Annotated in this window: 25 protein-coding genes; all 25 read right to left on the minus strand. The window is 52.0% G+C overall.

What is annotated here, in order from left to right; translation table 11 throughout:
• Positions 1 to 4 precede the first annotated feature (4 nt).
• The gene (locus tag LOC22_RS04645) at positions 5 to 3,838 is read right to left on the minus strand and encodes a phage tail protein (protein ID WP_064489609.1); all 3,834 of its coding nucleotides are present in this window, start codon (positions 3,836 to 3,838) and stop codon (positions 5 to 7) included.
• Between the two features lie 52 nt (positions 3,839 to 3,890).
• Positions 3,891 to 4,520 (minus strand): tail assembly protein, encoded by a 630-nt coding sequence (locus LOC22_RS04650; protein ID WP_045331483.1) that lies wholly within the window; start codon positions 4,518 to 4,520, stop codon positions 3,891 to 3,893.
• Positions 4,521 to 4,599: 79 nt separating this feature from the next.
• Positions 4,600 to 5,052: a hypothetical protein gene (locus tag LOC22_RS04655; RefSeq protein WP_072044163.1), complete on the minus strand. Its 453-nt coding sequence runs from the start codon at positions 5,050 to 5,052 to the stop codon at positions 4,600 to 4,602.
• Entirely contained in the window at positions 5,049 to 5,621 is a 573-nt protein-coding gene (locus LOC22_RS04660; RefSeq protein WP_045142476.1) for a Panacea domain-containing protein, read from the minus strand. Before LOC22_RS04660 ends, LOC22_RS04655 begins: the two co-directional genes overlap by 4 nt.
• Positions 5,622 to 5,959: 338 nt before the next feature.
• Positions 5,960 to 6,679 carry a C40 family peptidase gene (locus LOC22_RS04665; RefSeq protein WP_045331481.1) on the minus strand — a complete coding sequence of 240 codons (720 nt, stop codon included), beginning with the start codon at positions 6,677 to 6,679 and terminating at the stop codon, positions 5,960 to 5,962.
• Position 6,680: 1 nt separating this feature from the next.
• Positions 6,681 to 7,436, minus strand: a complete 756-nt coding sequence (locus LOC22_RS04670; protein WP_045331478.1) for a phage minor tail protein L — start codon at positions 7,434 to 7,436, stop codon at positions 6,681 to 6,683.
• Positions 7,433 to 7,780, minus strand: a complete 348-nt coding sequence (locus LOC22_RS04675) for a phage tail protein (protein ID WP_045331477.1) — start codon at positions 7,778 to 7,780, stop codon at positions 7,433 to 7,435. The genes LOC22_RS04670 and LOC22_RS04675 overlap by 4 nt, the downstream gene beginning before the upstream one ends.
• 56 nt (positions 7,781 to 7,836) lie before the next feature.
• Positions 7,837 to 8,190, minus strand: a complete 354-nt coding sequence (locus tag LOC22_RS04680) for a hypothetical protein (RefSeq protein WP_020690998.1) — start codon at positions 8,188 to 8,190, stop codon at positions 7,837 to 7,839.
• 74 nt (positions 8,191 to 8,264) lie between these two features.
• Positions 8,265 to 11,177 carry a phage tail tape measure protein gene (locus LOC22_RS04685; protein ID WP_064489608.1) on the minus strand — a complete coding sequence of 971 codons (2,913 nt, stop codon included), beginning with the start codon at positions 11,175 to 11,177 and terminating at the stop codon, positions 8,265 to 8,267.
• A complete protein-coding gene (locus LOC22_RS04690; RefSeq protein WP_080473569.1) occupies positions 11,174 to 11,488 on the minus strand; it encodes a DUF1799 domain-containing protein in 315 nt (104 codons plus the stop codon). The genes LOC22_RS04685 and LOC22_RS04690 overlap by 4 nt, the downstream gene beginning before the upstream one ends.
• Positions 11,485 to 11,796 carry a phage tail assembly chaperone gene (locus tag LOC22_RS04695; protein WP_032654531.1) on the minus strand — a complete coding sequence of 104 codons (312 nt, stop codon included), beginning with the start codon at positions 11,794 to 11,796 and terminating at the stop codon, positions 11,485 to 11,487. The genes LOC22_RS04690 and LOC22_RS04695 overlap by 4 nt, the downstream gene beginning before the upstream one ends.
• A 61-nt stretch (positions 11,797 to 11,857) precedes the next feature.
• The gene (locus tag LOC22_RS04700; RefSeq protein ID WP_032654532.1) at positions 11,858 to 12,529 is read right to left on the minus strand and encodes a phage tail protein; all 672 of its coding nucleotides are present in this window, start codon (positions 12,527 to 12,529) and stop codon (positions 11,858 to 11,860) included.
• A gap of 69 nt (positions 12,530 to 12,598) precedes the next feature.
• A complete protein-coding gene (locus LOC22_RS04705) occupies positions 12,599 to 13,009 on the minus strand; it encodes a DUF4128 domain-containing protein (protein WP_032654534.1) in 411 nt (136 codons plus the stop codon).
• Positions 13,006 to 13,590 (minus strand): hypothetical protein, encoded by a 585-nt coding sequence (locus LOC22_RS04710; protein WP_048219637.1) that lies wholly within the window; start codon positions 13,588 to 13,590, stop codon positions 13,006 to 13,008. The genes LOC22_RS04705 and LOC22_RS04710 overlap by 4 nt, the downstream gene beginning before the upstream one ends.
• A 1-nt stretch (position 13,591) precedes the next feature.
• A complete protein-coding gene (locus tag LOC22_RS04715; RefSeq protein WP_032654538.1) occupies positions 13,592 to 13,942 on the minus strand; it encodes a hypothetical protein in 351 nt (116 codons plus the stop codon).
• Positions 13,943 to 13,945: 3 nt separating this feature from the next.
• Positions 13,946 to 14,206, minus strand: coding sequence for a hypothetical protein (locus LOC22_RS04720; RefSeq protein WP_032654540.1), 261 nt, complete (start codon positions 14,204 to 14,206; stop codon positions 13,946 to 13,948).
• Between the two features lies 1 nt (position 14,207).
• The gene (locus tag LOC22_RS04725; protein WP_063162764.1) at positions 14,208 to 14,690 is read right to left on the minus strand and encodes a DnaT-like ssDNA-binding protein; all 483 of its coding nucleotides are present in this window, start codon (positions 14,688 to 14,690) and stop codon (positions 14,208 to 14,210) included.
• Positions 14,691 to 14,726: 36 nt separating this feature from the next.
• Complete coding sequence (locus LOC22_RS22305; protein WP_127353320.1) at positions 14,727 to 15,083, minus strand: Ig-like domain-containing protein; 357 nt, start codon at positions 15,081 to 15,083, stop codon at positions 14,727 to 14,729.
• Positions 15,008 to 15,961: a major capsid protein gene (locus LOC22_RS04730; RefSeq protein WP_015570929.1), complete on the minus strand. Its 954-nt coding sequence runs from the start codon at positions 15,959 to 15,961 to the stop codon at positions 15,008 to 15,010. The genes LOC22_RS22305 and LOC22_RS04730 overlap by 76 nt, the downstream gene beginning before the upstream one ends.
• A 12-nt stretch (positions 15,962 to 15,973) precedes the next feature.
• A complete protein-coding gene (locus LOC22_RS04735; protein WP_045331455.1) occupies positions 15,974 to 16,744 on the minus strand; it encodes a hypothetical protein in 771 nt (256 codons plus the stop codon).
• An 86-nt stretch (positions 16,745 to 16,830) separates the two neighbouring features.
• Positions 16,831 to 17,922: a hypothetical protein gene (locus LOC22_RS04740; RefSeq protein WP_064489606.1), complete on the minus strand. Its 1,092-nt coding sequence runs from the start codon at positions 17,920 to 17,922 to the stop codon at positions 16,831 to 16,833.
• A gap of 1 nt (position 17,923) precedes the next feature.
• Entirely contained in the window at positions 17,924 to 19,312 is a 1,389-nt protein-coding gene (locus tag LOC22_RS04745) for a DUF4055 domain-containing protein (RefSeq protein ID WP_064489605.1), read from the minus strand.
• A gap of 1 nt (position 19,313) precedes the next feature.
• Positions 19,314 to 20,621, minus strand: coding sequence for a terminase large subunit domain-containing protein (locus tag LOC22_RS04750; protein WP_015570933.1), 1,308 nt, complete (start codon positions 20,619 to 20,621; stop codon positions 19,314 to 19,316).
• The gene (locus tag LOC22_RS04755) at positions 20,599 to 21,597 is read right to left on the minus strand and encodes a terminase small subunit (RefSeq protein ID WP_015570934.1); all 999 of its coding nucleotides are present in this window, start codon (positions 21,595 to 21,597) and stop codon (positions 20,599 to 20,601) included. Before LOC22_RS04755 ends, LOC22_RS04750 begins: the two co-directional genes overlap by 23 nt.
• 219 nt (positions 21,598 to 21,816) lie before the next feature.
• Entirely contained in the window at positions 21,817 to 22,047 is a 231-nt protein-coding gene (locus LOC22_RS04760; protein WP_064489604.1) for a hypothetical protein, read from the minus strand.
• Between the last annotated feature and the right edge of the window lie 534 nt (positions 22,048 to 22,581).

Genomic DNA, 22,581 nt, shown 5'->3' on the forward strand with positions numbered 1-22,581 from the left:
TTACTTACCATGTTCCAGTAATTCTTCCGATTTGTACCCTCAGCACATTGCTGGAGTCCCGGACACTAATTGTCTGATTGGTTTGTTTCATTGCTCCCTCTCCAGCTGTGGAGCCGTAGTTTTCAAACGTCCCTGACTTATCCAGTTTCCACCCGACGGAACCAGCCACATAGTTATTTGACTGGAGGTAGTTACCGATCTTCGCGTTGCTAATGGTGCCGTCCTGGATGAACGTATCCCGGATGAAGGTCTGTCCGTTCTGGATAACGAACGGCAACGATACAGCCCCACCAGCCTGCGCCATTACCGCGAAACGGTCAGCCACAAACAGCACCTGTGATTGCATGCCGGACGGCGTATTCTGAACACCAATGCCCATTCCTGCTGCGTACTGATTGCCATTTGAATCAATAGCTACCTTGATGCTGTACATCGCATTCAGGTCGCCGTTGACGTTCGCAATGGCCTGCGCGTTGGTGGTGATCGCTGAAGTGTGCCCGTTGATGGTCGCCGTAATGCCGTTTATCTGCGTGGCCGTGGCCTGCTGATAATTGGAAAACGTCTGGTTCAGGCTGTTGATTGCTGCCTTGTTGCCGTTCACGTCAGTCTGCAAACTCAGCAGCGAACGCGCTGTTGCCTCCCTGTCGCTTGCCATAACATTATCAATACGATCGATGCTGGCCTTACTGTCACCGTACTGCGCGCTGAGTCTCACCTGCTGATCAACCTGCGCCAGCGTACTCGTTATTAGCGCGATGGAGTTACTCTGAATGCCGCCGCTGGCAGTATCTGTCCTTGCTCCCAGTTCCTCCAGACGGGATGCCATTGATGAAGTCGTGTCGGTGACAACCTGTCGCAACGTGGTGATATCAGCAGTATTTTGCGAGCTGGCTTGTTCGGCCGCATCTGCCTTACCTGATGCAGCGTCAGCTTTACTCGAAGCCGAATCAGCTTTATCAGAAATGACCTGAGTACTCGCAGTGAGCTGGTCAACAGCAGTAGCCCTTGCCTGAGCTTCATCTGACAGAGCCTGCCTTACCTCGGTAACTCCCGCCTCGTTCTGCGCAGTTTTTGCCTCAAGGCGAGTAACATCCGTGACGCGCGCTTCCGTCTCAGTGGCGATCACCTCCCTGAGCTGTTCGAATGTCGCAGAGTTAGCACCCTGCTGCGCAGTCTGGCGCACAACAACATCAGCAATAGCCAGCGCGTTGCCGATGATTGCTTCTGCTGTCTGCTTATTCGAACCTACGGCGGCAGCCAGACCATCGGCATTCTCCTTAATTGCATCAGAAAGCTCGGCCAGTTTCTCGCTACTGTCTACAGCACTTTCAATCAGATCCTTAAATACCTCGGAATCTTTAATCTCCTCCAGGATCGCATCGGTGATATCGGATACATCGATGCTGGCCTGCCCGCGCACAAAGTCTGTATATCCTGATTCGTTTCCGCTGCGGTCCACCAGCTGCGCGCGGTACCAGAAAATCTGCCCAGCCTTAAGGCCCATCTGCTGATACTTGCGCTGCGGATAGGGTACGTCTGCCAGCAGCATCGCATCGTCTTCCGTCCCGGTCGGGCTGTACTGAATTTCCGTCTTCAGCGTGTCGTCGGTGTTCGCCGGGAATCCCCAGCTCAGCTCGATACCGAAAACCACATTATCGGAAGCGATGAATCCGACCGGTTTCGGCGGATTGCCCACTTTACCCGTCAGCGTTTTCTCTTCCGAATAGCCCCACCCGGAAGAAATTTCTGCGGCATTGATGGCGCGTACACGTACCAGGTAGCGCCCGGCATATATCCCCGGCACGTCGAATGACGTGGTGGAACTGCGCGGCACGTTCACCCAGTTCCCGTCGTTGCGGCGCCATTGCGCTTCATAGGCGATAGCGTTCTGCGCCTGGTCCCAGCTCACGCGCATGGTTTCGACGCTGATGTTCTGCTGCACCACTGAAAACGAGCTGATTATGATGTTGTCTGGCGGTGACTGATTTCCCGGAGGGATCACGCTCACCGGCCGCTGGTCAATGATGGCTCCGGTATCGATTCGGGCATATTTATCCGGATCATGATTTGCACCGACGATTGTGAACGTGCAGTCATTATTATCTGTTACCGTTATAACGCGATACTGCTGTGCATAGAGTTCATCAGACTCTATGACCCACACGGCCTGAGCCACAGGCGTTTCGCTGTAAGCAGTCGTAACGGTTACTTTATTGCCCGTTATCGACTGGATGGTGCGTGACTGCGAAACCCCTGATGGCAGATTGACAATCATCCTGTCGCCCGAAGATGCATCCGGCGCCCTGTCCAGCGTCAAAACACGACCATTCACTGCTGAAACACGGCCGCCAAGGTCACGTCCGGAAAGATTTCGGTCGGCTACAGCAATTACATAGCCAGGCTGTGGGATGTTACCGTCTTCCCCTACATTGAAAGTAACAACGCGATCTTTGTTGTTGGTGAGGATCCCCCATCGCCCTTTTCGGTTCGCCTCCGATTGCCGGGTACAACCAATAGCTGTTATCTCAAGTTGATTAAATCCATATCGCGAAACCAGCGCCTGTTCAAAAACAGGTTCCATCGCATCAGAATAGGCGTTATCAGGATCAGACCAGGATACGAGCGCATTGGTATAACGGTTCTTTGTGGTGCTGCTGGAATAGGTAAACCGGCCATCGATAACGTTCGCATGAGTGTATGTAAAATCAACATCCCTCGGCATGTCCGCCAGCGCAACAATCTGGTCGTCGCCCCAGTAGGTCATCCCGCGGAAGATAGCAGCAAAATCACGCAGGACCGTATAAGCGTCGTTGCGTTCCTGAATGTATACGTTGCAGGTATAACGTGGTTCGGTGCCACTTCCGCCTTTGCCATCCGGCACCATCTGATCGCAATACTGTGCAACCTGGTAAAGTGTCCATTTGTCTATGTTCGCTGTTGTGAGACGATCCCCAAGCCCGAAACGGTCGCTAACCACCAGGTCGTAGAATATCCACGCAGGGTTATCTGTCCAGGCCCATTTGAATGTCCCAAGCCACGTACCGCTATAAGTTCTTGTTTCCGGGTCGTAAGTATCCGGTACGCGGATGACACGACCACGTGGTTCACAGGCAATTTGTGGAATAGAGCCATTGAACTGGCTGGAATCAAACTCAATGTACAACAGAGCTGTGTTTGGATAGCGCAGTTTGGCATCGATGACCTCTGTATAACTTTGGAGCGTCATCGTGTCGCCAATTTTGGCACTGTTTGCGTCAGCGGTAATTTTGCGCAGTCTGATGGTCCAGGTGCTGCCAGCTTTCGGTAAATCGATGCGATGGCTGCGTTCATAACCGGATGTGGTTTTCCCGGTCACATTAGTATCAAGGACCTTTTGCCAGCTACCACCGTCCGTCTGAAGCTCTACCACATAGTTGATGGAATACCCTACCAAATCCCCGTTATCCTGCTGTTTGAAAAGAGTTGGCCACTTCAGGCGCAGGCGAACCGCCGAAAGCTGCGTATTCGTGAAGGTATGCGTCCAGGCAGTTTCGCTGGATACTTCGGTACCGACGCTGATTTCATTTTCTGTGCCAGGTATCCCCTGAATGTAATCCTGAGCCTGCGTTCCTGGGCGAAACTCCCACAAGACACCGCTGAAGTTCTGGGAACCATCTGCGTTTTGTAAAGGTGTGCCGTCAAGATAGATATCCCTCGCGTTCAGCCCACCAGCAAACTCCCCTTCACCGAGAACCATCAGGATTTTCGCTTTCGCAACGGACTGGAGATCATCGGGCTGCTCGACAGGGATGCGGGAACTCGAACTGCCGCCTTTACGTCCGGTAATTGTTTTAGCCATATCGCGCCCATAAAAAAAGCCACCCGAAGGTGGCCTGATTGACAAATATTTGTTATTGCTGGTCTTCTACGTAAATCCCGGCAGAGGCTACAGCGCCGCCGATTCGCCGTTTACCATAGAGAATGGGGACAGGGTTTCCCTGAGAGGTTGTGTTCGTAACGCCACCAAATGCATAGCTTGCGCGGTTATCTGCTGATTGCTTGCTGGCTAGCCCGGTAGTCTGTGGAGAAAGCATCTGGACTACGCCGCCGATCGCCATTGATGCCCCAATCCCCGCCACAGCTCCCCATCCACCAGCAAAAGCAGTCCCACCAATCCCGATCGCGGCCCCTCCCGTGACGAACGCGGCAACAGCGACAAGGGCAACCCCGAGGATTGTCTGAAAAAACCCGGCTCGCTTACTGCCGATGATCACCGGCGCGATGCGGATTTCCTCTGTGCTCCTGTCCATACTGAGTTCATCGTTTACGAGGTTTCGTTTCCCGCTGAATACCGCATAAGTTAAACCTCGTTGCTTACTGGTATTCAGGAAACGCTCAAAACCCGGCACGATAACGCTCAGGGCGCGGATGGCCTCCTTTGGTGAAGCTACTGATAAACGATATTCACGCCCGAATGTGGCACCTAGCACGCCATAAAGCCGGACTGTTCTGAGCGGTTCTTTATCGAGTGAAATTGCCATATTTACTCCATAAAAAAACCCGCCGAAGCGGGTGTGTAAGATATCATAAAGCAAAAAACCGCCAGATGGCGGGTTTAAGTTATGTGCCTGTCAAACCATCGGTCGGTTCAGGCTGATCTATTAATGACGTGTTCGTACAATACTTTTCTTTAAACCTGATGTGCTTTGGTTTTGCTTGTTCTGAAATATCGAAGCCTGAGAGTACTCTCTCGAATGCAGCTTCTGGCATATCATCATGCGCCGTTATTTCACCGGCTGCATGCTTTCTTGCAACATTATCGACACGCCAGATAACTGCCTCGGCATAGACTATATAACTGGGATGCTGGATAAATCGATGGTCACCAGGGTTAAGCACACACGCATCATCATGAGGAACGCCCGGCTTAATACTGGACACGTTAACAACCAAAATGCAGTAACAGTCGTTTACTGGGTAATAAACAGGATCGTTGCAAATCACATGAAGATGATTGCATGGCCCGCTTGGAGCTAAAACGGTTCCTTTTTTATATGGTTGAAATGTGCTCATGACAATTGAGAAGAAAACTCCTTGAGCTCTTGTGATTCGCACATGCTCCTGAAAATATTTTCAGCTTCTTCAGGAGTTTTACCCTCATTCAAAAAAATTTCACGCACGTCAATAGGGGTTCTAGACCCGCGAGGATCATGCCATTCCGGGCAAACATCACGCAGGTGAGTCATATCGCGCAACTCGTATCTATTCATGTGACCATACTGGGCATAAATTTCATCGAGGATGCGGACATCTGCCCGGCTCAATTCATCGAACACTTCATCAGCATCCATTTCACGCGGATCAGCACTCAGGCAAACATCATGCCCCGCTGTTTGAATCAGCCGATACCAGTATTCACCGCCAGTCTCTGCTCTACCACGGATTAAATCCAGGGTAGTAGACATCACAGGGCCATGAGGCATTGAATAGAGACGATCCTCACCCATCATGCGTCCATGTCGGATCATAGATTGGCGATTTGCCAAGTATAATAATTTCATAAGCTTCAGATATGCCATGCGCCCGCCACGTTTAAGTAGCAGGTAAGCAGCCATCTGAGCTACTTTTTCTTCGCTAAACATATTGAACCTCTAAATCATTTATGAAAGCAGCACTCTACAGTGATTCTATAGCTAGCTATAACTTTTAAGCAATCCTCATTTGGTCAAGATAGCCCCACGTTCGACGATGATCGCGATGACCATTTTGAAAGTTAACAGCACTATCGCAGAAGTTACCCCTCAGGTAATAGTAAACTATTGTCACGTTCTCGGGAGATAGGCGGTGCCTATGAGCCAGCTTGAGCTTTCAAGAATGGCATAAATAGCACTTTTTGCACAAAATGTATGGCTTGGTTGGAATGCAGAACAACAAAGATTGCTGTAGTATTTCGCCCCCTCTGAATGGAGGTGCTCAGATTTCAACCACACTCTAATAAGATTTTATGTCTGAGTATCTTCATGGTTCTTTCCATCCAGTAGCCGCCATAAGGAACGCGCTGGCTCAGATGCCCATAAAGGTGATGCAGTAGCATGTTACCTTCCAGCAGAATCCCCGCATGATTCCACTTATCAGCCTGAACCTGCATGATTACCATATCGCCAGGTTTCGGCGGCCCGTCGAATTCACGGAATCCGCACTCGTACCAGCAATCCTGATAGAAGTTGTCCGGATAGTCGTTTTCCCACCAGGGATAACCAACCCGGTAATCGTGGAGTTCGATACCATGCGTTTGCCGGAAATAGCTCATTACCAGCCCCCAGCAGTCGAAGTGACCAAGCACAAAAGGACGCTCCAGCAGCGGCAGCTCTCCGCGCGGCTGAATGGTGCGTAAATCCCCCTCTGGCCAGCTCACGATATGCCAGGGTAAAAGCGTTGAGTCGCATTGCGCTTTATCCAGTTCGCTCGGCTGCGTAGTGGCGTCAGGGTGGCTGTGAACGATGGCGATCACCGTACCCCAGTCCTCAGCAACTGCGTAATCTTCCGGGCAGAGGACAAAATTTTCCTCCGGCGCCGCGGCAAGATTCCGGCACGGAAAATAACGTTCAACACGGCTCTTTTGCACCACCACACCACAGCACTCACGAGGATATTCAGCGGCAGCATGCGCCATAATTGCATCAATTGTTTTCTGACGCATATCAGCTCCTGATCAGCGACGTTCCCGGGAATCCACCAAACGAGAGTTGGTTATTTTCGCCGAACCGAAGTTTGCAGGCCGTCAGCGTGCCGTTGCATTCATCCAGTGACGGATCGCTTACCGGGTTGTTGTTTTTGTCGAAATAGCGCGTACCGGCATAGTCGCAGCCGTCGCCGGTGCGGTACTTATTGCGCATGCACCAGGTACACAGGGAATGAAGCTGCCGCGTGGGGATCATCTTACCCTGCAACGACATCGGGCTATCGAGTACGAATTCGATACTTTCGCCCGGAATTTCGCTGCTTTTGCCATCGATGTAAAAAACCCGTTTTCTGACCTGTTGCGGATTAGCTGTTGCGTTACCCGCTGGGAAATTCTTCTCATCGAGATAATGTGAATAAGTGTCATGGATAGTGACTTTCGCCTGTAGCATATCGTCATAGGCAAGGCACAGCGCTGTAATCTTGCTTTCGATATCTGCAACCGTCAGCGTTGGCTGGGCGCTGTTGCCGTCTGTGGAGGCTTCAAGGCCTTCAATTTGATACGGCCAGGCGGCATATTCTTCCCCCTGCCACCAGATACTTTTTGCCTTCAGCTTTGATTCATCACCACCAGCGGCGGCGATTTCCTCTTCTGTGTGCGGGAGGTTGTACGCGTGAAATCGCAGTACATCATCCACGCCGAACGTAGAGCCATCAACTTCGATAAGCCGGACTTTATTACCGGGCTCAAGGCTTTGATAGTCTGCTGTGATCATGGTGCGTACGCCTGTTTGAATGTTGCGGAAATGGTCAGAACGTTGCTGGATAAGGGCTGTGACTTGATTGATTCGGCCTCAATCCGGTAGAGCCCAGTTTCGCCAACTGGCGATGTCCAGATGAATGACTTTATAACGTGAGAACGAAAGAATTTAAGGGCCTGGAGCATGTCCGTTTTTTTGCCCGTTAGGGTTACAGGCCATGACTGCTTTTCAGAGTTGATGCCTTCCCCTGCAATCTGCTCATAGCCATCGCCAAAGGTTGCAGAGCGGGTTTTATGGCTAAACGTTCCTTCCATTCCCGCCTGTATCTGCGTTCGCCAGGTGAACGTTTCCAGTGCCATGTTTGCTCCATAAAAAAAGCCACCCGAAGGTGGCTTGTGACAATATGAGAAGGAAATTAGCGGGTTTCACAACCAAGCTGAGACTTGTCGATAATCTGCGTGCCTTCAACACGGTAACCATATGTGCCGAACAGAAATGCGTGGTTTAATTGATAAATAACAACATCGCTTAGGCCTACGGAACACTTGTCTTTTTCAATAGCCCGATCCATTGCAGTTTTAACGCTTGGAATGCCCAGCGGGAAAATAACAATTGGAGCTTTGTCTTCACCAGTCACACGTTGACCTTTTTCAAACTTAGCTGCGTTCAAGTTGTAATTTTTAGTACTACCAACGGTCATATCAGCAACACGAACAGTACAGCCAGACAACATTAAAGCCCCAAGAGCTAAAGCCACTACCTTCTTCATTTTAAGTTTCCTTTGATTGCAATCGGAAACATCTTAACATGATGAATAATGTGATAAAACAAACACCATGTCTCTTATCTTGATTTTGTTGCATTCCAGATGAGCCCACCAGGCTGAAGTTGTTTCGCAATACCTGCCCGAACAGATTGATCAATAGTCTGCTTGTAAGCGCGAGAAACAGCATCGTTATTTGCAGAAGTCTGCTGCTGAGAGTTCTGGTTTTGAACAACTACGGACGTTTGAATACTTACCCCACCGGCCGATGATGACTGAAGCCCATACATCGGAGCGTGGCCAACATAACCGCCATTTGCATAACCCTGTGCGCTTCGCATAAGTGAATAGAGGTTTCCAACTCCCAGCGCACTTGTTGCCTCTTTGGTGAAGACGAATTCGCCACCATGCACCACGCCTTTTGGCTGATACTTTCCTCCATCCCCTGTGTAGCCGCCAGTATCGAATTCCGGAACTGCGCCGCCACTAGAAAATCCGAAAAATGAACCAAATGATGTCCCCCCAAACGCAGACTTCATTCCGTTAACCAGCGCCAACTGTGTCAGCATCTGGGCTGTTCCTTTCAAAAAGGTTGTCAGGAAATCTGAGAAGTTAGCTTTTCCAGTGGTAAAAAAGTCTGTAAGAGTGCTGGCCATACCGGTGAATGTATTGCTGGTAAGTGTCTGCACTTGTGAGTAAACATTGGTTGCGGAGTCCTCAAATTCAGCCCAGCCCTTTTTCGCGCCGGTCAACCAGTCGCCACGCAACCTGTCCTCTGCGGCATAGTAATTATTCGCCGCTTTGAGCTGCTTCTGATAACCAACGTCCTCCAGAGAACCGCCGGCGTTCACCCAACCTGCGGCAAGCTGACTTTTCGCGAGTTCACGCTGAGCTAACCGATCGCTCATTCCAGCTCCACCGACCAAAGCAGCCTGCTTCTCTGCCATCTGCGTGACGTATTTCTGCGAGGTATCCATTCGCTTGTTCAGCTGTTCCTGTTCGGTAATCTGATCACCTAACAGGGCTTTCTGCCGTGCCAACTGAAGCAGCTGGTCTTTACTCGCCAGCAGGGATCGTTCCTGCTTTGTCAGGGAACGTGAACGCGAGGCCTCCTCCAGCACCTGAAATTTTGCTTCAGTCGTCCACAGATCTTTGCGCTGCTGGCTGATAGTGTCGTTCAGCCCTTTATGCTGCTGAAGAGCACGCAACTGCGCCTGAAGCGCCAGCAATTCGGCCTGAGCAGCGTCAGTACTGCGGTCGCCAGCCGATACAGTACCCTGTTTTCCTGTTTTCGTTTTTTTGCCAAACGAAGCGACTGCTTCCCGATCCTCCTGAGTGGTCGCGGCGCTTATCTTGCGGGATGTATCGAGGTACTTGCCTGCGCTAATGTCAGCCGCGTCCCAGTCCTTTTTCAGTTGAGACAAGCTGTTACCATAAGCGCCAGCCATTTGTTCGTTATAGTCCTGCCATCCCTGCAAAGTATCAGTTTTCGCCCAGTCAGGAACGAGATTAATCGCAGCCGCGATAGAAGAAGAAATAATCTGGTTCAGCTTCTGAAAAACTATCGCGACGCTGTAATAAATCGCGTTAAATTCCTTTAGCGTGTTTGATGCCAGCTCAACTACCCACTGACCGATGCTCTGCATAGCCTCAGACGCCCATCCCTTGATATCAAGCCACAGGCGGCCAAATGGCGTCAGCGAGTCGTAAGCCTGCTCTCCGCGCTCTGCCATCGTGTCGCCAAACAAATCCATAGCTTGAGTAACGGCAGCGGTCTGGTCTTTCTGCTTAACTAACTCGTCAATGTGCTTAAGCTGTGAAACGGTGAGAAAGTTGAATTGCTCATTAAGGTTCTGAAGAGCCTTAACCGGATCCTTATCAATATCCTTATAAGCCTTGGTAATGTCCTGAGCCGAAACAATACCAGTTTCAACTGCCAGCGCTGTCGCTTTGGTAGCTTTCTCAAGCTGTTGCTGGGTCATTGAGCCCATACCAACCAGCTCTGTCATCAGACTCTGGACAGTGCCCACCGTAGCCCCAGTTGAAGCAGAGATTGACTGGGAGGATGCCATAATCTGTAGCGCTGACGTACCGGCAATGTTTCCGGTGCGGATGATAGCTTTATTGATTTCGTCATAGGCTGTGAAGTAGTCCGATCCCGCTTTTGCCGCAATCAGTACAGCGCCAGCCAGACCACCAATCGCAACACGTGCCGGGGTTACCATGGATAACATCGCTTTTAGCGCGTTACCCACTCCGCCAAAGGAATCACGCAGCTGACCACCCTGTTGGATAGCGACCATATAAACCGGCATACCGGAGGCCAGTGAAGTCACAATATCCGTCATTTGCATTGGCAGGTAACGCATGGCATTACGGTACTGCCCCGCACTGATAGCTCCAGATTTCCAGGACTCTTCCTGCTCTTTTAGTCGGGCAATCATTGGCGCAGCGCGGTCCGACACGCCAAGCTGGGCCGCCTTCAGTTCGAGCAACTCTGCACGGGTTTTTCCGATAGCTGCAACCTGGTCCTCGAGTGAGTCGATAAAATTTTTGCCTGCGGCAGCTGCCCGTTGCGCTGCCTGTGCCTGCTCAATGCGAGCACGCCCCTCTGCGGTTTCAGACTCCATTACCTGTGCCAGTTTTGCACGCGTAGTCTCAAGCACGCTGTTGTAACGAGTAAAATCCTCGTCTCCCACCAGCCCTTTACCGCGAAATTTCGCCAGGCTCTCCTGGATAGTGTCCAGTTCATCCAGCGCCTTGTTTACCGGGCTGATTTTATTCAGCAGGTTTTGCAGTTCCTGCCGTTGCTGTTTCAGGCTTTCGCTGTTTTTTTTCTGGTTGTCGATCCCGGTGCGGAACGTACTGTTCAGGTCATCCGCTTTACCTGCCGCGGCGGACGCAGTCTCCTGAAAGCGATCCAGTGCCTGGTTACCGCGCTCGAGTTCACTGGTATTCACGCGCAGGGAAATAGTGGCGATGTCGTTACTCATTCCGCCCTCTCTTTATGCATAACTTTTAGTGCGGTGCTCTCCATGATTCGTATGTCTGTAAGCGCGGTTGCCTCGTCGTCGACCTTGTGCAGGCGCATCACCCAGGGCAGCACATTGTAATCAAGCCCTGATACGCCTCCCATGCCCGTGCGCCACTGCGTACTGACAGCCTGAAACACCAGAAATGAAGGCCATACATCTGGCCAGACGTCGATGTATTGATCATCGTAGTCATCCGGCGTAAGCCCATAGGGTGCCAGGTCTGCCGCTGTGGGTTCAGGCGTATAGAATGCAGAGGCAACCGCTATCAGTTTTTTTCGCGTTGCCCCATCAGTTCGCGATAGTAGGTTTCAGGGATAGCCTTCATCGCCGCCGGATAGTTCTCAAGCAGCAGCGACAAGTTTTCCGCGTTAAATGCATCAGGAAGTGCCCAGCCAGAAATAATTTCCATCAGAAAATCAGTGGCGGTTTTGCCTTCGAGTTTTTCCAGGTCAGCCAGCTCTTTAAGTGGTTTATGATTGAACGTGAATGTCAGCACGCCATCCTCATCGCCAGCGCGCGGGATCGAGACGTTGGCCTTAAAAGTTGGTTTGGGCTGAAGGGTGAATTTAGTCGCCATCGTTGCCTCTTAGTGAAAGAAAGCCTCCATGGAGGAGGCTTAGACTATCGTTATGCCTGGCTTATGCCGCGGCGCCTGTGATTTTGTAGAACGTCATTGCTGGCGATTGCAGGTTCAGCACGACACTTACCGTTTCGACTTCGTTCACCGCCGTGGTCGGCGTGTCGTCAAAAGATGCCGTGGCCGCCCAGTAACGGTTTTCCTTCGCCTTCGGCACGTACATGTACGCTGCGACTGTCTCTTCGTCTTCATCCAGTTGGCGAAGCAGTGGGTATACCGGGAGCGTGGAGTCATGCGCGATCGAGTAAGTCTGAGAGACTGCGGATTTATAGGTATTCAGGTTGCGCTGACGGTCATCGCTGAGGAACTGAATCTGTGTGGTGTTCTGATCGCCACCAGATTTCGATACCTCAGTGATTTGTGGAAGTTCGGTCCATTCCTCAATCTTGCGAATAGAGCCGGAACCGCCGCCCACGGCGTATTTGTTTTTGTTGGTGGTATTGATGTTGCGAAGAGTGACAGCATTCTCCGCAATCGCGTCGATTTTCGCGATAACGTTATCAATACCCGACCAGTTGCAGTTCACGTGAACGATATCGCCGACCGCAATATCGTCCGCGGCGCTGACGGTGATCACCGCGTGCTCAGCATTCGTCGCGCCGGTGAAAGTAATGGCCGGGCCATAGCCCGACGCCAGATAAACATGAGCGCCGTTAGGCAGTGCAAAGCCCATAATGGTTTCTCCTTCAGAAACGGGAAAACCGGCTCAAGGCCGGTCAGTTGTGGGACATCACTGAGGGAATCAGTTGGTGATGTCTGCCCTATAATTCAGGCTGACAGGAACGGAGTAGGACACAGGTGTAGGGACCCCGCGGAATATGCCAGGCGCGCTGCCAATCCAGCAGGTAAAATCTTTGCCTGCAATTTCCAGCCCCTCGGGGAACAATTCCGCTACTCTGCCAGCCAGGGCAACGACGGAGGTACGGCCGGAGCCGGCTGGCGCCACGACATTAATCTGGTACACGCCTGAATAAGTCCGGCAGCGCAATCCGAGATCGATTGTTCTCGGCGTAACAGGCATATCGTGAACGGCCAGGTACATCTCGTTAGCAGGAGGTGTAAACGGCACGTTCTCCCATGCAACCGAAATGCCCTCGGCATCGGCCCAGGTACCCAGTCTGGCGGCCAGTGCAGATGCAATATCAGGAATCACCTGGACACCTCCTTGACAGCTTCCTCAAAGAAGCGTTGAAACTCAGCAGCGGTTATACGGACCATTCCGCCCGGTGCCTGTGTGGAATGCCCCATTTCAAGCGGGTATGCATACGGGACGTTGTTGCAGAAATAAATGGCCTTCATCCCGACTTTGAACAGTGACAGCGTGTAGTTCCCGGCTGCTTTTGTCAGGTCGCCGGTCTTGTCTATTCGCCCTGTTTCATCAGCTGTCGGAGCATCAAACGATACCTGCCAGTTACCGCGAAAGCGTCCGCCCGTATACCCCGGCGGTGCTTTGATATCCATCCCATCCACCACCCGGGCTTTTTTCTTCAGTCGCCCGGTTTTGGTCAGGTTGTCGGGATTTGCCCGCTGCGCCTCGTTATGGTCGTAAACAGCGCGATTATAGGAAACGGCTGTCTGGTTAACTTCCCACAACTCCGGGTTGCCCACTGGGGACATCATCACCAGTTGGTTAAGTATTTTAATACCAACCGTGCGCACCACAGCTTCTTGATTCGCTTTGGCCTTATTGACGAAGGCTGTGATTTCAGCGAGGAATGCCGTGTTCTCGCCCATGTTAAGCCCTCAGTTGCGCTTTGTAGCAGAGAACCAGCGAGGCAGGTTTTGCAGGGTTGGGGTTCACAATGCGGTAGGCTGTGCCGTCTATATCAACCACATCGCCGATTTTAATTTCCTGCTCTGACGTAAAAACAATCTGCACGTCGCCGTTAACGATGACCGTTCCATCTATTTCGCCTGGCGCGTATTCAGTCTTCACGCCCACAGCAGTAAAACGGACCTCTTCAGTTTTATGTTCAACGCCGCCGATAACCGTTACCGAGCCTTTACGGGTGACGTTGTATAACGCTCCGTTCTGCCTGAGCATGCGCGTTGTTCTGGCCTGCATACGTAGGTAATCAATGGGCATTCGTCAGCGCCTCTCGATTTGCAGATTGATAAAATCAGTTTTGAGTGATTCGATGGCGCCAACCATAACGTACGGAAAACCACCGCTATGCCAGGCATCCATAACCGCACCGCTTTCATCAATAAGCAAAATAGCCATGCTACGATAATTGCCTTCGCGAGCAGCATGAAGCGCCTCTTCCAGAAGCCTAATAACCTCTGTTCGGTTATGTTCCAGATCAGCATCTTTTCTGCTAGCCAGGTTAATAACTTTCAAGTCCGGCATGTCATGCCCTCTCTGCAAATGCATTGATTGCGTAGCCACGACCACCAGCAAGATCGCCCAGCAGCGCCATGACAGCAGGATAGGACGGAGTGAAAACTTCACCATCTGCGACCGCATAGGTCATGGTGACAGCACCTTCCACACGTTCAGTTTTCACAGCGGCTTCGCGCACGCTGGAGAGTAAATCTCCGTCGATTGCCTCTACCGCCAGCATGCACTGCGCGGTTAAAACCTGCCGTGGAACTTCATCAGGCGGGAAATCATGTTCATCCAGAACGACATTCACGCGTGGCCATGCCAGAGCCTGTCTCGGGTCAGCTTTTGAGCCTACCCAGTCCAGCCCCTCCAGGTAATCCATTGCCTTAATCAGCAAAGGGGTGAGCTTGTCAGGCAGTTTAATGCCGCGTAATTCCGCAAACGAGGCAAGTTCCTCTTCACTGGCGTAGCTGTTGGCATCAGGAGAGGTGATATCGGTATTGATCATCTAATCATCCTGTTTATGGGGCTTTCGCCCCATTCGTTATTCTCCGGCAGGCGCAGTGAAGGTGATCTCATCAGTGGTTTTCGCCACTCCTTCAATCGTGCCGGTCACCGTGAAAGTGCCAGCAACGTCTGATGTGAGTTTCACCGTTGCACCACCAGCAGAGCCGGTTTGAGAACTGGCCGTGCTAAGCGTGCCGCCTGTAGACGTCCACACGACGGTTTTACCGGATACACCGGAGCCGTTCAGCGTGTACTTCAGAGAAACAGTTACCGCATCTGTGCTGTCAGCGGTTGCGGAGGTTTTATCCGCTGACAGCGTTACTCCCCCACTGCGGATTCCAGTTTGATCAGCACGCCTGCCGTTGATTTGTTGCTGGTGAAGTGCTTCTTCCAGTTGCCAGCAGTGCCGATGGCGGTCAGGTCAGGGTTATCACCTTTGGCGGTATCCCAGCTGTAGCCCAGCAGATCGACGTTCACCACACCTTCAGCGCGATAGCCAACCGCAAGGTTTTCCTGATCGTTGATATCGTAGGAACGGAAGCCCGGCGCCTGAGACTCGGTAACGGTCACTGCGCCGGCCACCAGCCCAAGGATCGCATCAGCATCCATGGTGTCGGTCACCAGCACAGGTTTACCCAGCGTGCCCGGCTGCCCGCCGTAAACCACCACGCCCGCTTCTTCGTAAATTTTGTTGGCAATCGCCTCATCCACAATGTCGAAGTAGGTCGCGGAGTGCATCACGAACAGAACCACTCGGTTAAACTTGTCGCCATATTTGCGCAGGCCACGCGTCAGGGTCTTTTTACCGTCGGTCTCAATGTCGGCGGTTACGACCATGTCGGCGTTAGCACCAATCGCCGCAGTCAGCGCTTTCAGGCCATATTTCACATAGCCTTCCAGCGTGGCATCTGCGACATCAACGCCGATCACTTCGGAGAACTCATCAACGGAGCGGCCACGGCGTTTAAAGGCCTCTTCCGTGGTTTCATACGGACCGTATTTCCACGGTGCTTTAACGGATACCGCTTCACCGGCACCGATTTTTTTACCTGTGACTTTATCGACAGAGTTCACATTGCGCGATTCGATGGAACCACCAACTTTGTAGAAGGCGCGTTTACGGAAATCACCTTCAATCAGTTCGTTATCCAGCAAAATCGCACCGTTGGAGGAAGCGTTGAACACTTCCAGATTGTCCTGGCGACGCTCAAGAAACGCGGTCTGCGCCAGATCGTCATAAATAACCAGGTCGGTATTAACAGTCGTTGCCATGGTTTGAATCCCTTATTTCGGAAGTTTGAGGAAGGCCTGCTGGCCGTGTTTGCGGATGTAGTCCGCTTTGTCGCTGGCGCTCATTTCGGAACGTTTCAGGCTTCCACCACCGTTTGGCTTGTGTCCGCCCGCGCCCGTGCCTTCTGCGCGAGGGAACAGATGCGGAGCCGTCTCCTTGAGTGACTCCGCCCACTCAAGCGGGCTTAGTGGAGTTTTGCCGTCTTTACCGAACAGAACATCGCCATTTGCATCAACTGCTACGGCCTCGCCCTCGTCGTTGAGCTGGAATGTGCCTTTGGCACGTAGAATCAGATCGTCAGAAGCTTCCGGCAGCGCGCCCGCTTTAGAGGCTGCTGCACGGATTGCATCCCCGAGGACCCGATCCCGAAATTTGTTGGAGAACGCTTCAGCTTTTTCCGCGCGCTCGTTCGCCGCTTTGATCTGCTTATCAACGTCAGCACGCATGCGCTCGGTACGCTTATCCAGCACCTCGTCAATTTTTCCGGCGGCGATAAGCTTCGCCTCTTCATCGTCAGAAAAACGCTGGAGAATGCCGCGTACAGCGTCTGGGTCGATACCGTCAAAACGTGACAGGTTTTCTTTTTGCTGCTTGATAGTGCCCAGCAACTCAGAGTTTTTTGATTTCAGGCCTGTAACTTCACTGGTCACACGCTCATCAATCAGCTTCTGGATTTCGGGGGTGATTTCGATACCGCCACCACCACTGCCCTCACCGCCGCTTTCAGGTGCGTAATATTTCAGAAGCATGTTTCGAATTAACATAATTTCCCCTCGGGATTTTGTCGGGCCTCGCCCATAAAAAAGCCCCGGCGGATGCCAGGGCGTGTAGAAAGTGATAGTTGCCAGGTTCAAGGACCTGATAGCTGCTTAAGACGTTCCAGGCTGATCCACTCGCCTTTGTCAGTGAACATATCAGCCAGGTCGATTTCACCCGCGCGGAACAGACGGCCACGCTCGGCACCCAGAACCTGATCCTGCCTTTGAGCTGGCTGACGCGCGAGCCATTCAAGATACGTGGTTTTAGCAGGTACCTGCCCATCCATGCTGGCACGAGTGCCCTCGTCCATCTCATCAATATCAATGCCGAGTTCGCGCCAGGACTTGATAATCAGAGTTTCAGTAGAACGGCAACAGAAATGAATTTTCCCGGGCCCTTGCAGGTAAGGTACTTTGTGCCCGATCGGTTTATTATCCAGGGTGTAGCGCAGCAGGTCGCGAATGATGCAGTCGTGACTGGTTTTATTGTCCAGCGTAGACAGCCACTGCTTACCATTCACGATGTCGCTGTTGGCGCTGGTGAAGCTGTTGTGGGCGGTAGCAGCCAGATGATTCACGGCTGTTTTAGCGATGCTTGCGGCATTTGCCCTGCTCATCTGGAGCGCGCCGTCGCGATAGTCTTTATTGGCATGACCGCGCACGCTTCGGGCGATGGTTTCAACCGTGTCGCCAGCAAGATAGCCACGGCGTACAGCGTTTACGATCCGCGCCAGCCTGTCCGATTCCAGATTCTCCGTCCACTCACTCAGCAGGCGCCCCTGAAATGGCTGAGCCATCGCCGCGGCATAAACCATATCAGCGGTGATTCCCTGTAGCGGGTAGCGTGCCAGCACCTGTGAGGGAAGAAGGGAATCGAACAGGCTCAGCTGATAACTGACCTCATTCCTGGAAAGCGCAAGCAGTTCCCCTTCTAGCCCGGACTGCATCGAAGCGACAACCTGATGGTTAAGTTCGCGTACGCTGCCGAGCAAGCTTTCCAGACGTGTAACCGTGAAGCTATCAGCCGGGAGCCGATCCAGTGCATCCAGCAGGCGGGCAGACAGTTCTGCGTCTGTCTCGTTGAGCAGCTTCACCATTCGGTTAGCCACGCCCGTCGCATAGCGGCTAATCCAGACGGAATGGGTAATGGCCTCATCCCGCAAACTTTCGTTGACTGTTGCCATATCAGCCCCCGGTCAATGAGGGCGCCTGATTGCGGAGCGCATCAATCACTTCATCCGGGCTGTCTGCCGGGTTGATGAGGTCGAGTTTCTGAAGCGCCCGAATCATGTCAGTATCGCGCAGTGCGCCGGACTGCCATGCATTAACAATCGCGGTAACCATCCCGGATTCTGCAACCTTCGCGATGAATTCCTGGTTGATGGTGTAGCTCGTCGATTCGTCCTTAATTCCGAGGTATTTCGCACACCAGCCCAGCGCCAGCGTATAAGCCTCGGAAACGTTGGAAACGCAGATACCCAGCACTGACGTTGATGCGCTCTGCTCACCGCTTGCCTGCGTTGCAGTCTTCACCGTGGCGTTCTGCTCAATTAACCTGGCGCCAAGCTGCACCATGTAATCGCGTTTGCTGTCCATGGCCTCTTTAGCCAGCATGTTCGGCTGCGCCTGGGCATAACCAAACGATCCGTCTTTAGGAAGCATCAGCGGTGAACGGGAACCTATTTTTACTCCGGTCTTCTCAAGGTGATCTCGCCAGCCGGTATCAAGACCAGTCATATACGGCTGCACCTGGCCACAGAACCACACGCTGTCCTCATAGTCAGCGCTGTTTCGATAATGGCCATGGTTTATCTCCACAAGCGCGGCCAGCGGTGAATCATCGATAGTGGGATCGTTGTTCTGAGCACCGACAAAGGTGAACGGGATTTCATCCCAGTATTCCTTCCCTTTAGGCTTCGGATGATATTCGCTGTCGACGGCATAGGTTCCGCTTGCAGTGCCACCTGCCCTGCGCCATACACGGCAGATAAACTTCCCTTCTTTCAGCGCCAGCTCGCGGTACTGAATTTCATCCTTGTAAGCGTAACCATCCGGCTCTTCTACGCATTCGCGCAGGACCACCAGCACCAGCTGATCGCGTCCGTTAATGCGCTTCGTTCGCCAGTTAATGATGTTCTCTGCCGGATAGCGGAGAATGATCGCTTCGTCTGATGCCTCTGCATAGTCAACATAAAGCCCATCACGCGCCACCTCCAGCACGTTCTCGACCACCAGCTGCGACTGCTGATAAATGCTGGTACCCGCCCCGTCAGCATTGTCCAGCAGGTATTTCAGCTTCTCCGGGCCGTTAAACGTTGGGTCTTTGCGATACGCCATGCCAAGCATGCCGATCTTCGTATTGCCGGCAATGGCGTAAAATACAGCGCGGCGCAGATAGTCCTCATTGCGCTTACGGTTGCGCGTGGATTTATCGGTTGGATCGAGATAAGGCAAATACTTATTGCCCGCCGCCTTTACCGCTTCGACTCCTTTACAGAAATCACGATATTTCTTCCAGGCAGCAGAAGCCGCCCGGTGCTCTGGTCGAACCCAGGTGATGTCGTCGTTTGCCATATCAGAAAGTGGTGTCCAAGGTGATTGAGTATGCCGGTTTCACGATGGGGTAATCCTTCACAATGAAGTACCCACCAGCATCATTGGGGTGATCGTTATCCGCTGATTTATCCGGTTCGCCATTAGCCGCCCAGATTTGCTGCTCGAGGCTCTCGGTGTAAACCGGGCAGTTCTGGACGTTCACCAGGTAACGGCGCTCGCCGTTGGCGTTGCAGAACATGGCGTTCATCGAGTTGATGCGGTCCTTAACCGGCGGGTTGGCATCATCAACGATGACGCTGAAGCCGGCATCGTTAAGCTGGGCAATATCCGTCTTGCTGGCGTTCTGCGATTTGCGGGAGTCGCCTGACGCATCCGGGTAGATGTAAATCTCCCGGCTCTTCACATAACGCCCATCCTCATATCGCCAGAACTCTTCCTGGATACGCTTAATCATCGCCGGCGTGTCGTAGACTTTCACCAGTTCGCGAACCGCGCGCGGTAGCCCGTTACGCTTTACGTGAACAATCGCGGCCATTTTCCCTACGTTGAAGTCCATACCGATAAACAATGGATCCCCATCCTGAATCTCGTCAGAACAGTTGTTCAGTTTACGGTTAAAGGTGTGGTAAATGGTCCCACTGTTGAGGTTGGTGAACTTCCCGCGCAGGTATGCCTGAATCAGTTCATCAGGATAAGAACTCAGCAGCGAGGAAATGTAATCCGGGGGCAGGTTCTTCGCGTTGTCGAACGTGCTGGCCTGAATCAGCCCATACAGAGCAGAAAGCTCAGGCTTTTCGCGGACCGCCTTCACGAACTGCTGGTAGACGAACTTGAAGCCCTCCGGCGTAGTCGTTACATCGATGCCGTTACGCAACCCGTCGACTTTGTAACGCATACGGGCGATGATTTTTCGCCAGGCCTGCTGCGCTTTGGCAGCCGCCATGACGTCCAGTTCATCCACCATCGCATTACCGATTTTGAAACCAACTATCGAGCCTGGCTTCTCCATTGAGCGGCAGATTGTGGTTCCGCGGTATCGTCGCCCCTCGTAGAAGTGAACCTCTTTGTTCCCCTCATTGATTATGACGCTCAGCCCCCAGTCAAAGGCCACTTCCTCAATCGTCGGGTAGAAGATGTCACGGATCTGCGGGTACGTCGGCGCGAAATAACCCTGGTTGATTTTAGGGTGCTCCCACATCCCCTTACAGATGCCGCCACAACCCACCCACGTCTTACCGGAACCGAACCCGGCAACGTAGGCTTTGAATTTGTGCTGCATCGCGAGGAAACGCGCCTGAGGAATGTTAAGTGTCGGGCTGATCCCCATCTTCCGCCCTCGCGTCCACTACGTTGATATTGATCTGAACTGGGGTCGGTTCGTCACCATCACCATCACCGGCCAGCTCTTTGCGGAGTTTCTCAACCTCCAGCTGCCGGCGGTCGATTTCGATCTGCTGGAGACGCTGAGCGAACTCGCTATCCGCCAGGCCAAGCCGTTTCATTACGGCTTCGAACATACGCTCACGGCTGATAGCGGTTATCTCGACGCCGTTCTTTCCGACCTTTACGCCGGAGTAAGCGAGTCGCGAGACTGGCGAGAGTTTACGCGTATCAGCGAAGTAAGGCTGGCCGATACCATCGCCGTTACAGCGTGGGCAGGCAGGGTTAGGCTCACGATTATGGTCATAGCCATAGCCACCAACATCAGCGGGCTCGCGACTTTTCCGCTCAAGCGCTTCGAGTCGTTTCTCTTCGAACTCAACCATATCGCGCCACTGGTACTGGTGACCGAATCCCCAGCAGTAACGACACGCGCCGCGGCGATACTGCGATAGCTGGTTTGCATCGAAGGTGGCAAGCTGCCACATCTGCGCGAGGACTTCATCGGCACCGCCAAGCGTGCGCGCAATGGAGGCTTTCTGCTGTTGTGCAATAGCCTGGGCAACTGAAGTTTTCTGAAGGAGTTGATAACCAATTTGTTCAGCGGATTTTTTGCTGTAACCCGCCCTGATAGCTGCTTGTGTGGCGTTACCATCCTTTAGGTATTCCGCAACAAATAAGCGTTGCTGAGCAGTAAGTCCATCATCATCCATCAGCTCATTTGCGCTTTGTTCTTTCTGCGCAATGCGCACTTTTTTCTGCGCAGATTTTTGCGCAGTTTGCGCAGAAGTTTTTTTGATATATCGACGGGCGGTAGCGTAGTTCAGTCCCTGCGCTTCACACCATTCCTTTGGTGATACGCCGGTTGCGGCATGTTCGGACAGGAACCGTTGCTGAAGCTCTCCCCAGTCCGGTTTTGCCATTATTCACTCCAATAAAAAAAGCCACCAGCGAGTGCCAGTGGCTTGAATGTGGTAATCAGAAATGGGTTCGAACCGTTGGGACAAACAATATTAAGCGCTCACCCGCTGGATTAAAGTAGCATCACGCTTCGTCTGGCCGATATGAACTCCTGTATCACTCTACTGACGTATAGAACCAAGCATGACCCATCCTACTGCTACGCGCCAGTCTCGCTGCTTTCAACCAATCAGAGCATCATAAGCCTCGATAATTTCTTTCCTGCTCACGTATCTGTCGGCTGCCACCAATATGACTCCACTTTCGCCTTTCAGAAAAGTTGAAAAAAAAATCACCACATCCAAACACCTCACCTCATTATTAGCATACAGATAAAGAATCTTGCTCCGATAACTTCGAATTTTCAGCAACTTAGCAGGCTCATCATCAGCAAAAATCAATAACTGTGCCATAAAATCTCCTTCTACACATAATTCCTTACAAGAGAAGATTGTTAGTCCCATGAACATTCAATCACATTGACGAATCTTTTGCCTGTGATATACGTTACCTTTAATAGCCCAAAAGTCTTTTTTAACTCATACACCTGAATTCAATTCTGAAAGAAGTGAAAATGGCAGCAAACAAATCACCAGGAGTTTAAGTTTATTTAATTAGTTATAGTGCAGAATGCTTAACCCTGTATATAGAGTTCGCTTCTTCGCACTTTTCTTTCAAGTATATGAACCGGGTGGATACTTCACTGTTTGAGCAGTTCGTCACAATGCAGTAACCCTCTACCCACGCCTTTTCATCCTTTTCGGCAAACAAACTTTCGAAAATGGCAACCCAAGTGCTGTTAGGCATGCGTTCCAGTTCAAAATACTTCATTGTCCCTCCCTCACGAAGGGTTCTGTACTCATCCAATCCTAAGATTTTCATACTGCATCTCACGGTCTTTTTAATGTTATGATTTCTAGCATCATATCCAGGCTTTTCCTACCCCA

This window comes from Enterobacter sp. AN-K1, assembly GCF_020971765.1.
Classification (GTDB): Bacteria; Pseudomonadota; Gammaproteobacteria; order Enterobacterales; family Enterobacteriaceae; genus Enterobacter; species Enterobacter hormaechei_C.

Excerpts from the sequence above, each read along its gene's own strand:
- LOC22_RS04645 (WP_064489609.1), bottom strand. The coding sequence starts at position 3,838 with ATGGCTAAAACAATTACCGGACGTAAAGGCGGCAGTTCGAGTTCCCGC.
- LOC22_RS04650 (WP_045331483.1), bottom strand. The coding sequence starts at position 4,520 with ATGGCAATTTCACTCGATAAAGAACCGCTCAGAACAGTCCGGCTTTAT.
- LOC22_RS04655 (WP_072044163.1), bottom strand. The coding sequence starts at position 5,052 with ATGAGCACATTTCAACCATATAAAAAAGGAACCGTTTTAGCTCCAAGC.
- LOC22_RS04660 (WP_045142476.1), bottom strand. The coding sequence starts at position 5,621 with ATGTTTAGCGAAGAAAAAGTAGCTCAGATGGCTGCTTACCTGCTACTT.
- LOC22_RS04665 (WP_045331481.1), bottom strand. The coding sequence starts at position 6,679 with ATGCGTCAGAAAACAATTGATGCAATTATGGCGCATGCTGCCGCTGAA.
- LOC22_RS04670 (WP_045331478.1), bottom strand. The coding sequence starts at position 7,436 with ATGATCACAGCAGACTATCAAAGCCTTGAGCCCGGTAATAAAGTCCGG.
- LOC22_RS04675 (WP_045331477.1), bottom strand. The coding sequence starts at position 7,780 with ATGGCACTGGAAACGTTCACCTGGCGAACGCAGATACAGGCGGGAATG.
- LOC22_RS04680 (WP_020690998.1), bottom strand. The coding sequence starts at position 8,190 with ATGAAGAAGGTAGTGGCTTTAGCTCTTGGGGCTTTAATGTTGTCTGGC.
- LOC22_RS04685 (WP_064489608.1), bottom strand. The coding sequence starts at position 11,177 with ATGAGTAACGACATCGCCACTATTTCCCTGCGCGTGAATACCAGTGAA.
- LOC22_RS04695 (WP_032654531.1), bottom strand. The coding sequence starts at position 11,796 with ATGGCGACTAAATTCACCCTTCAGCCCAAACCAACTTTTAAGGCCAAC.
- LOC22_RS04700 (WP_032654532.1), bottom strand. The coding sequence starts at position 12,529 with ATGGGCTTTGCACTGCCTAACGGCGCTCATGTTTATCTGGCGTCGGGC.
- LOC22_RS04710 (WP_048219637.1), bottom strand. The coding sequence starts at position 13,590 with ATGGGCGAGAACACGGCATTCCTCGCTGAAATCACAGCCTTCGTCAAT.
- LOC22_RS04715 (WP_032654538.1), bottom strand. The coding sequence starts at position 13,942 with ATGCCCATTGATTACCTACGTATGCAGGCCAGAACAACGCGCATGCTC.
- LOC22_RS04720 (WP_032654540.1), bottom strand. The coding sequence starts at position 14,206 with ATGCCGGACTTGAAAGTTATTAACCTGGCTAGCAGAAAAGATGCTGAT.
- LOC22_RS04725 (WP_063162764.1), bottom strand. The coding sequence starts at position 14,690 with ATGATCAATACCGATATCACCTCTCCTGATGCCAACAGCTACGCCAGT.
- LOC22_RS04730 (WP_015570929.1), bottom strand. The coding sequence starts at position 15,961 with ATGGCAACGACTGTTAATACCGACCTGGTTATTTATGACGATCTGGCG.
- LOC22_RS04735 (WP_045331455.1), bottom strand. The coding sequence starts at position 16,744 with ATGTTAATTCGAAACATGCTTCTGAAATATTACGCACCTGAAAGCGGC.
- LOC22_RS04740 (WP_064489606.1), bottom strand. The coding sequence starts at position 17,922 with ATGGCAACAGTCAACGAAAGTTTGCGGGATGAGGCCATTACCCATTCC.
- LOC22_RS04745 (WP_064489605.1), bottom strand. The coding sequence starts at position 19,312 with ATGGCAAACGACGACATCACCTGGGTTCGACCAGAGCACCGGGCGGCT.
- LOC22_RS04750 (WP_015570933.1), bottom strand. The coding sequence starts at position 20,621 with ATGGGGATCAGCCCGACACTTAACATTCCTCAGGCGCGTTTCCTCGCG.
- LOC22_RS04755 (WP_015570934.1), bottom strand. The coding sequence starts at position 21,597 with ATGGCAAAACCGGACTGGGGAGAGCTTCAGCAACGGTTCCTGTCCGAA.
- LOC22_RS04760 (WP_064489604.1), bottom strand. The coding sequence starts at position 22,047 with ATGGCACAGTTATTGATTTTTGCTGATGATGAGCCTGCTAAGTTGCTG.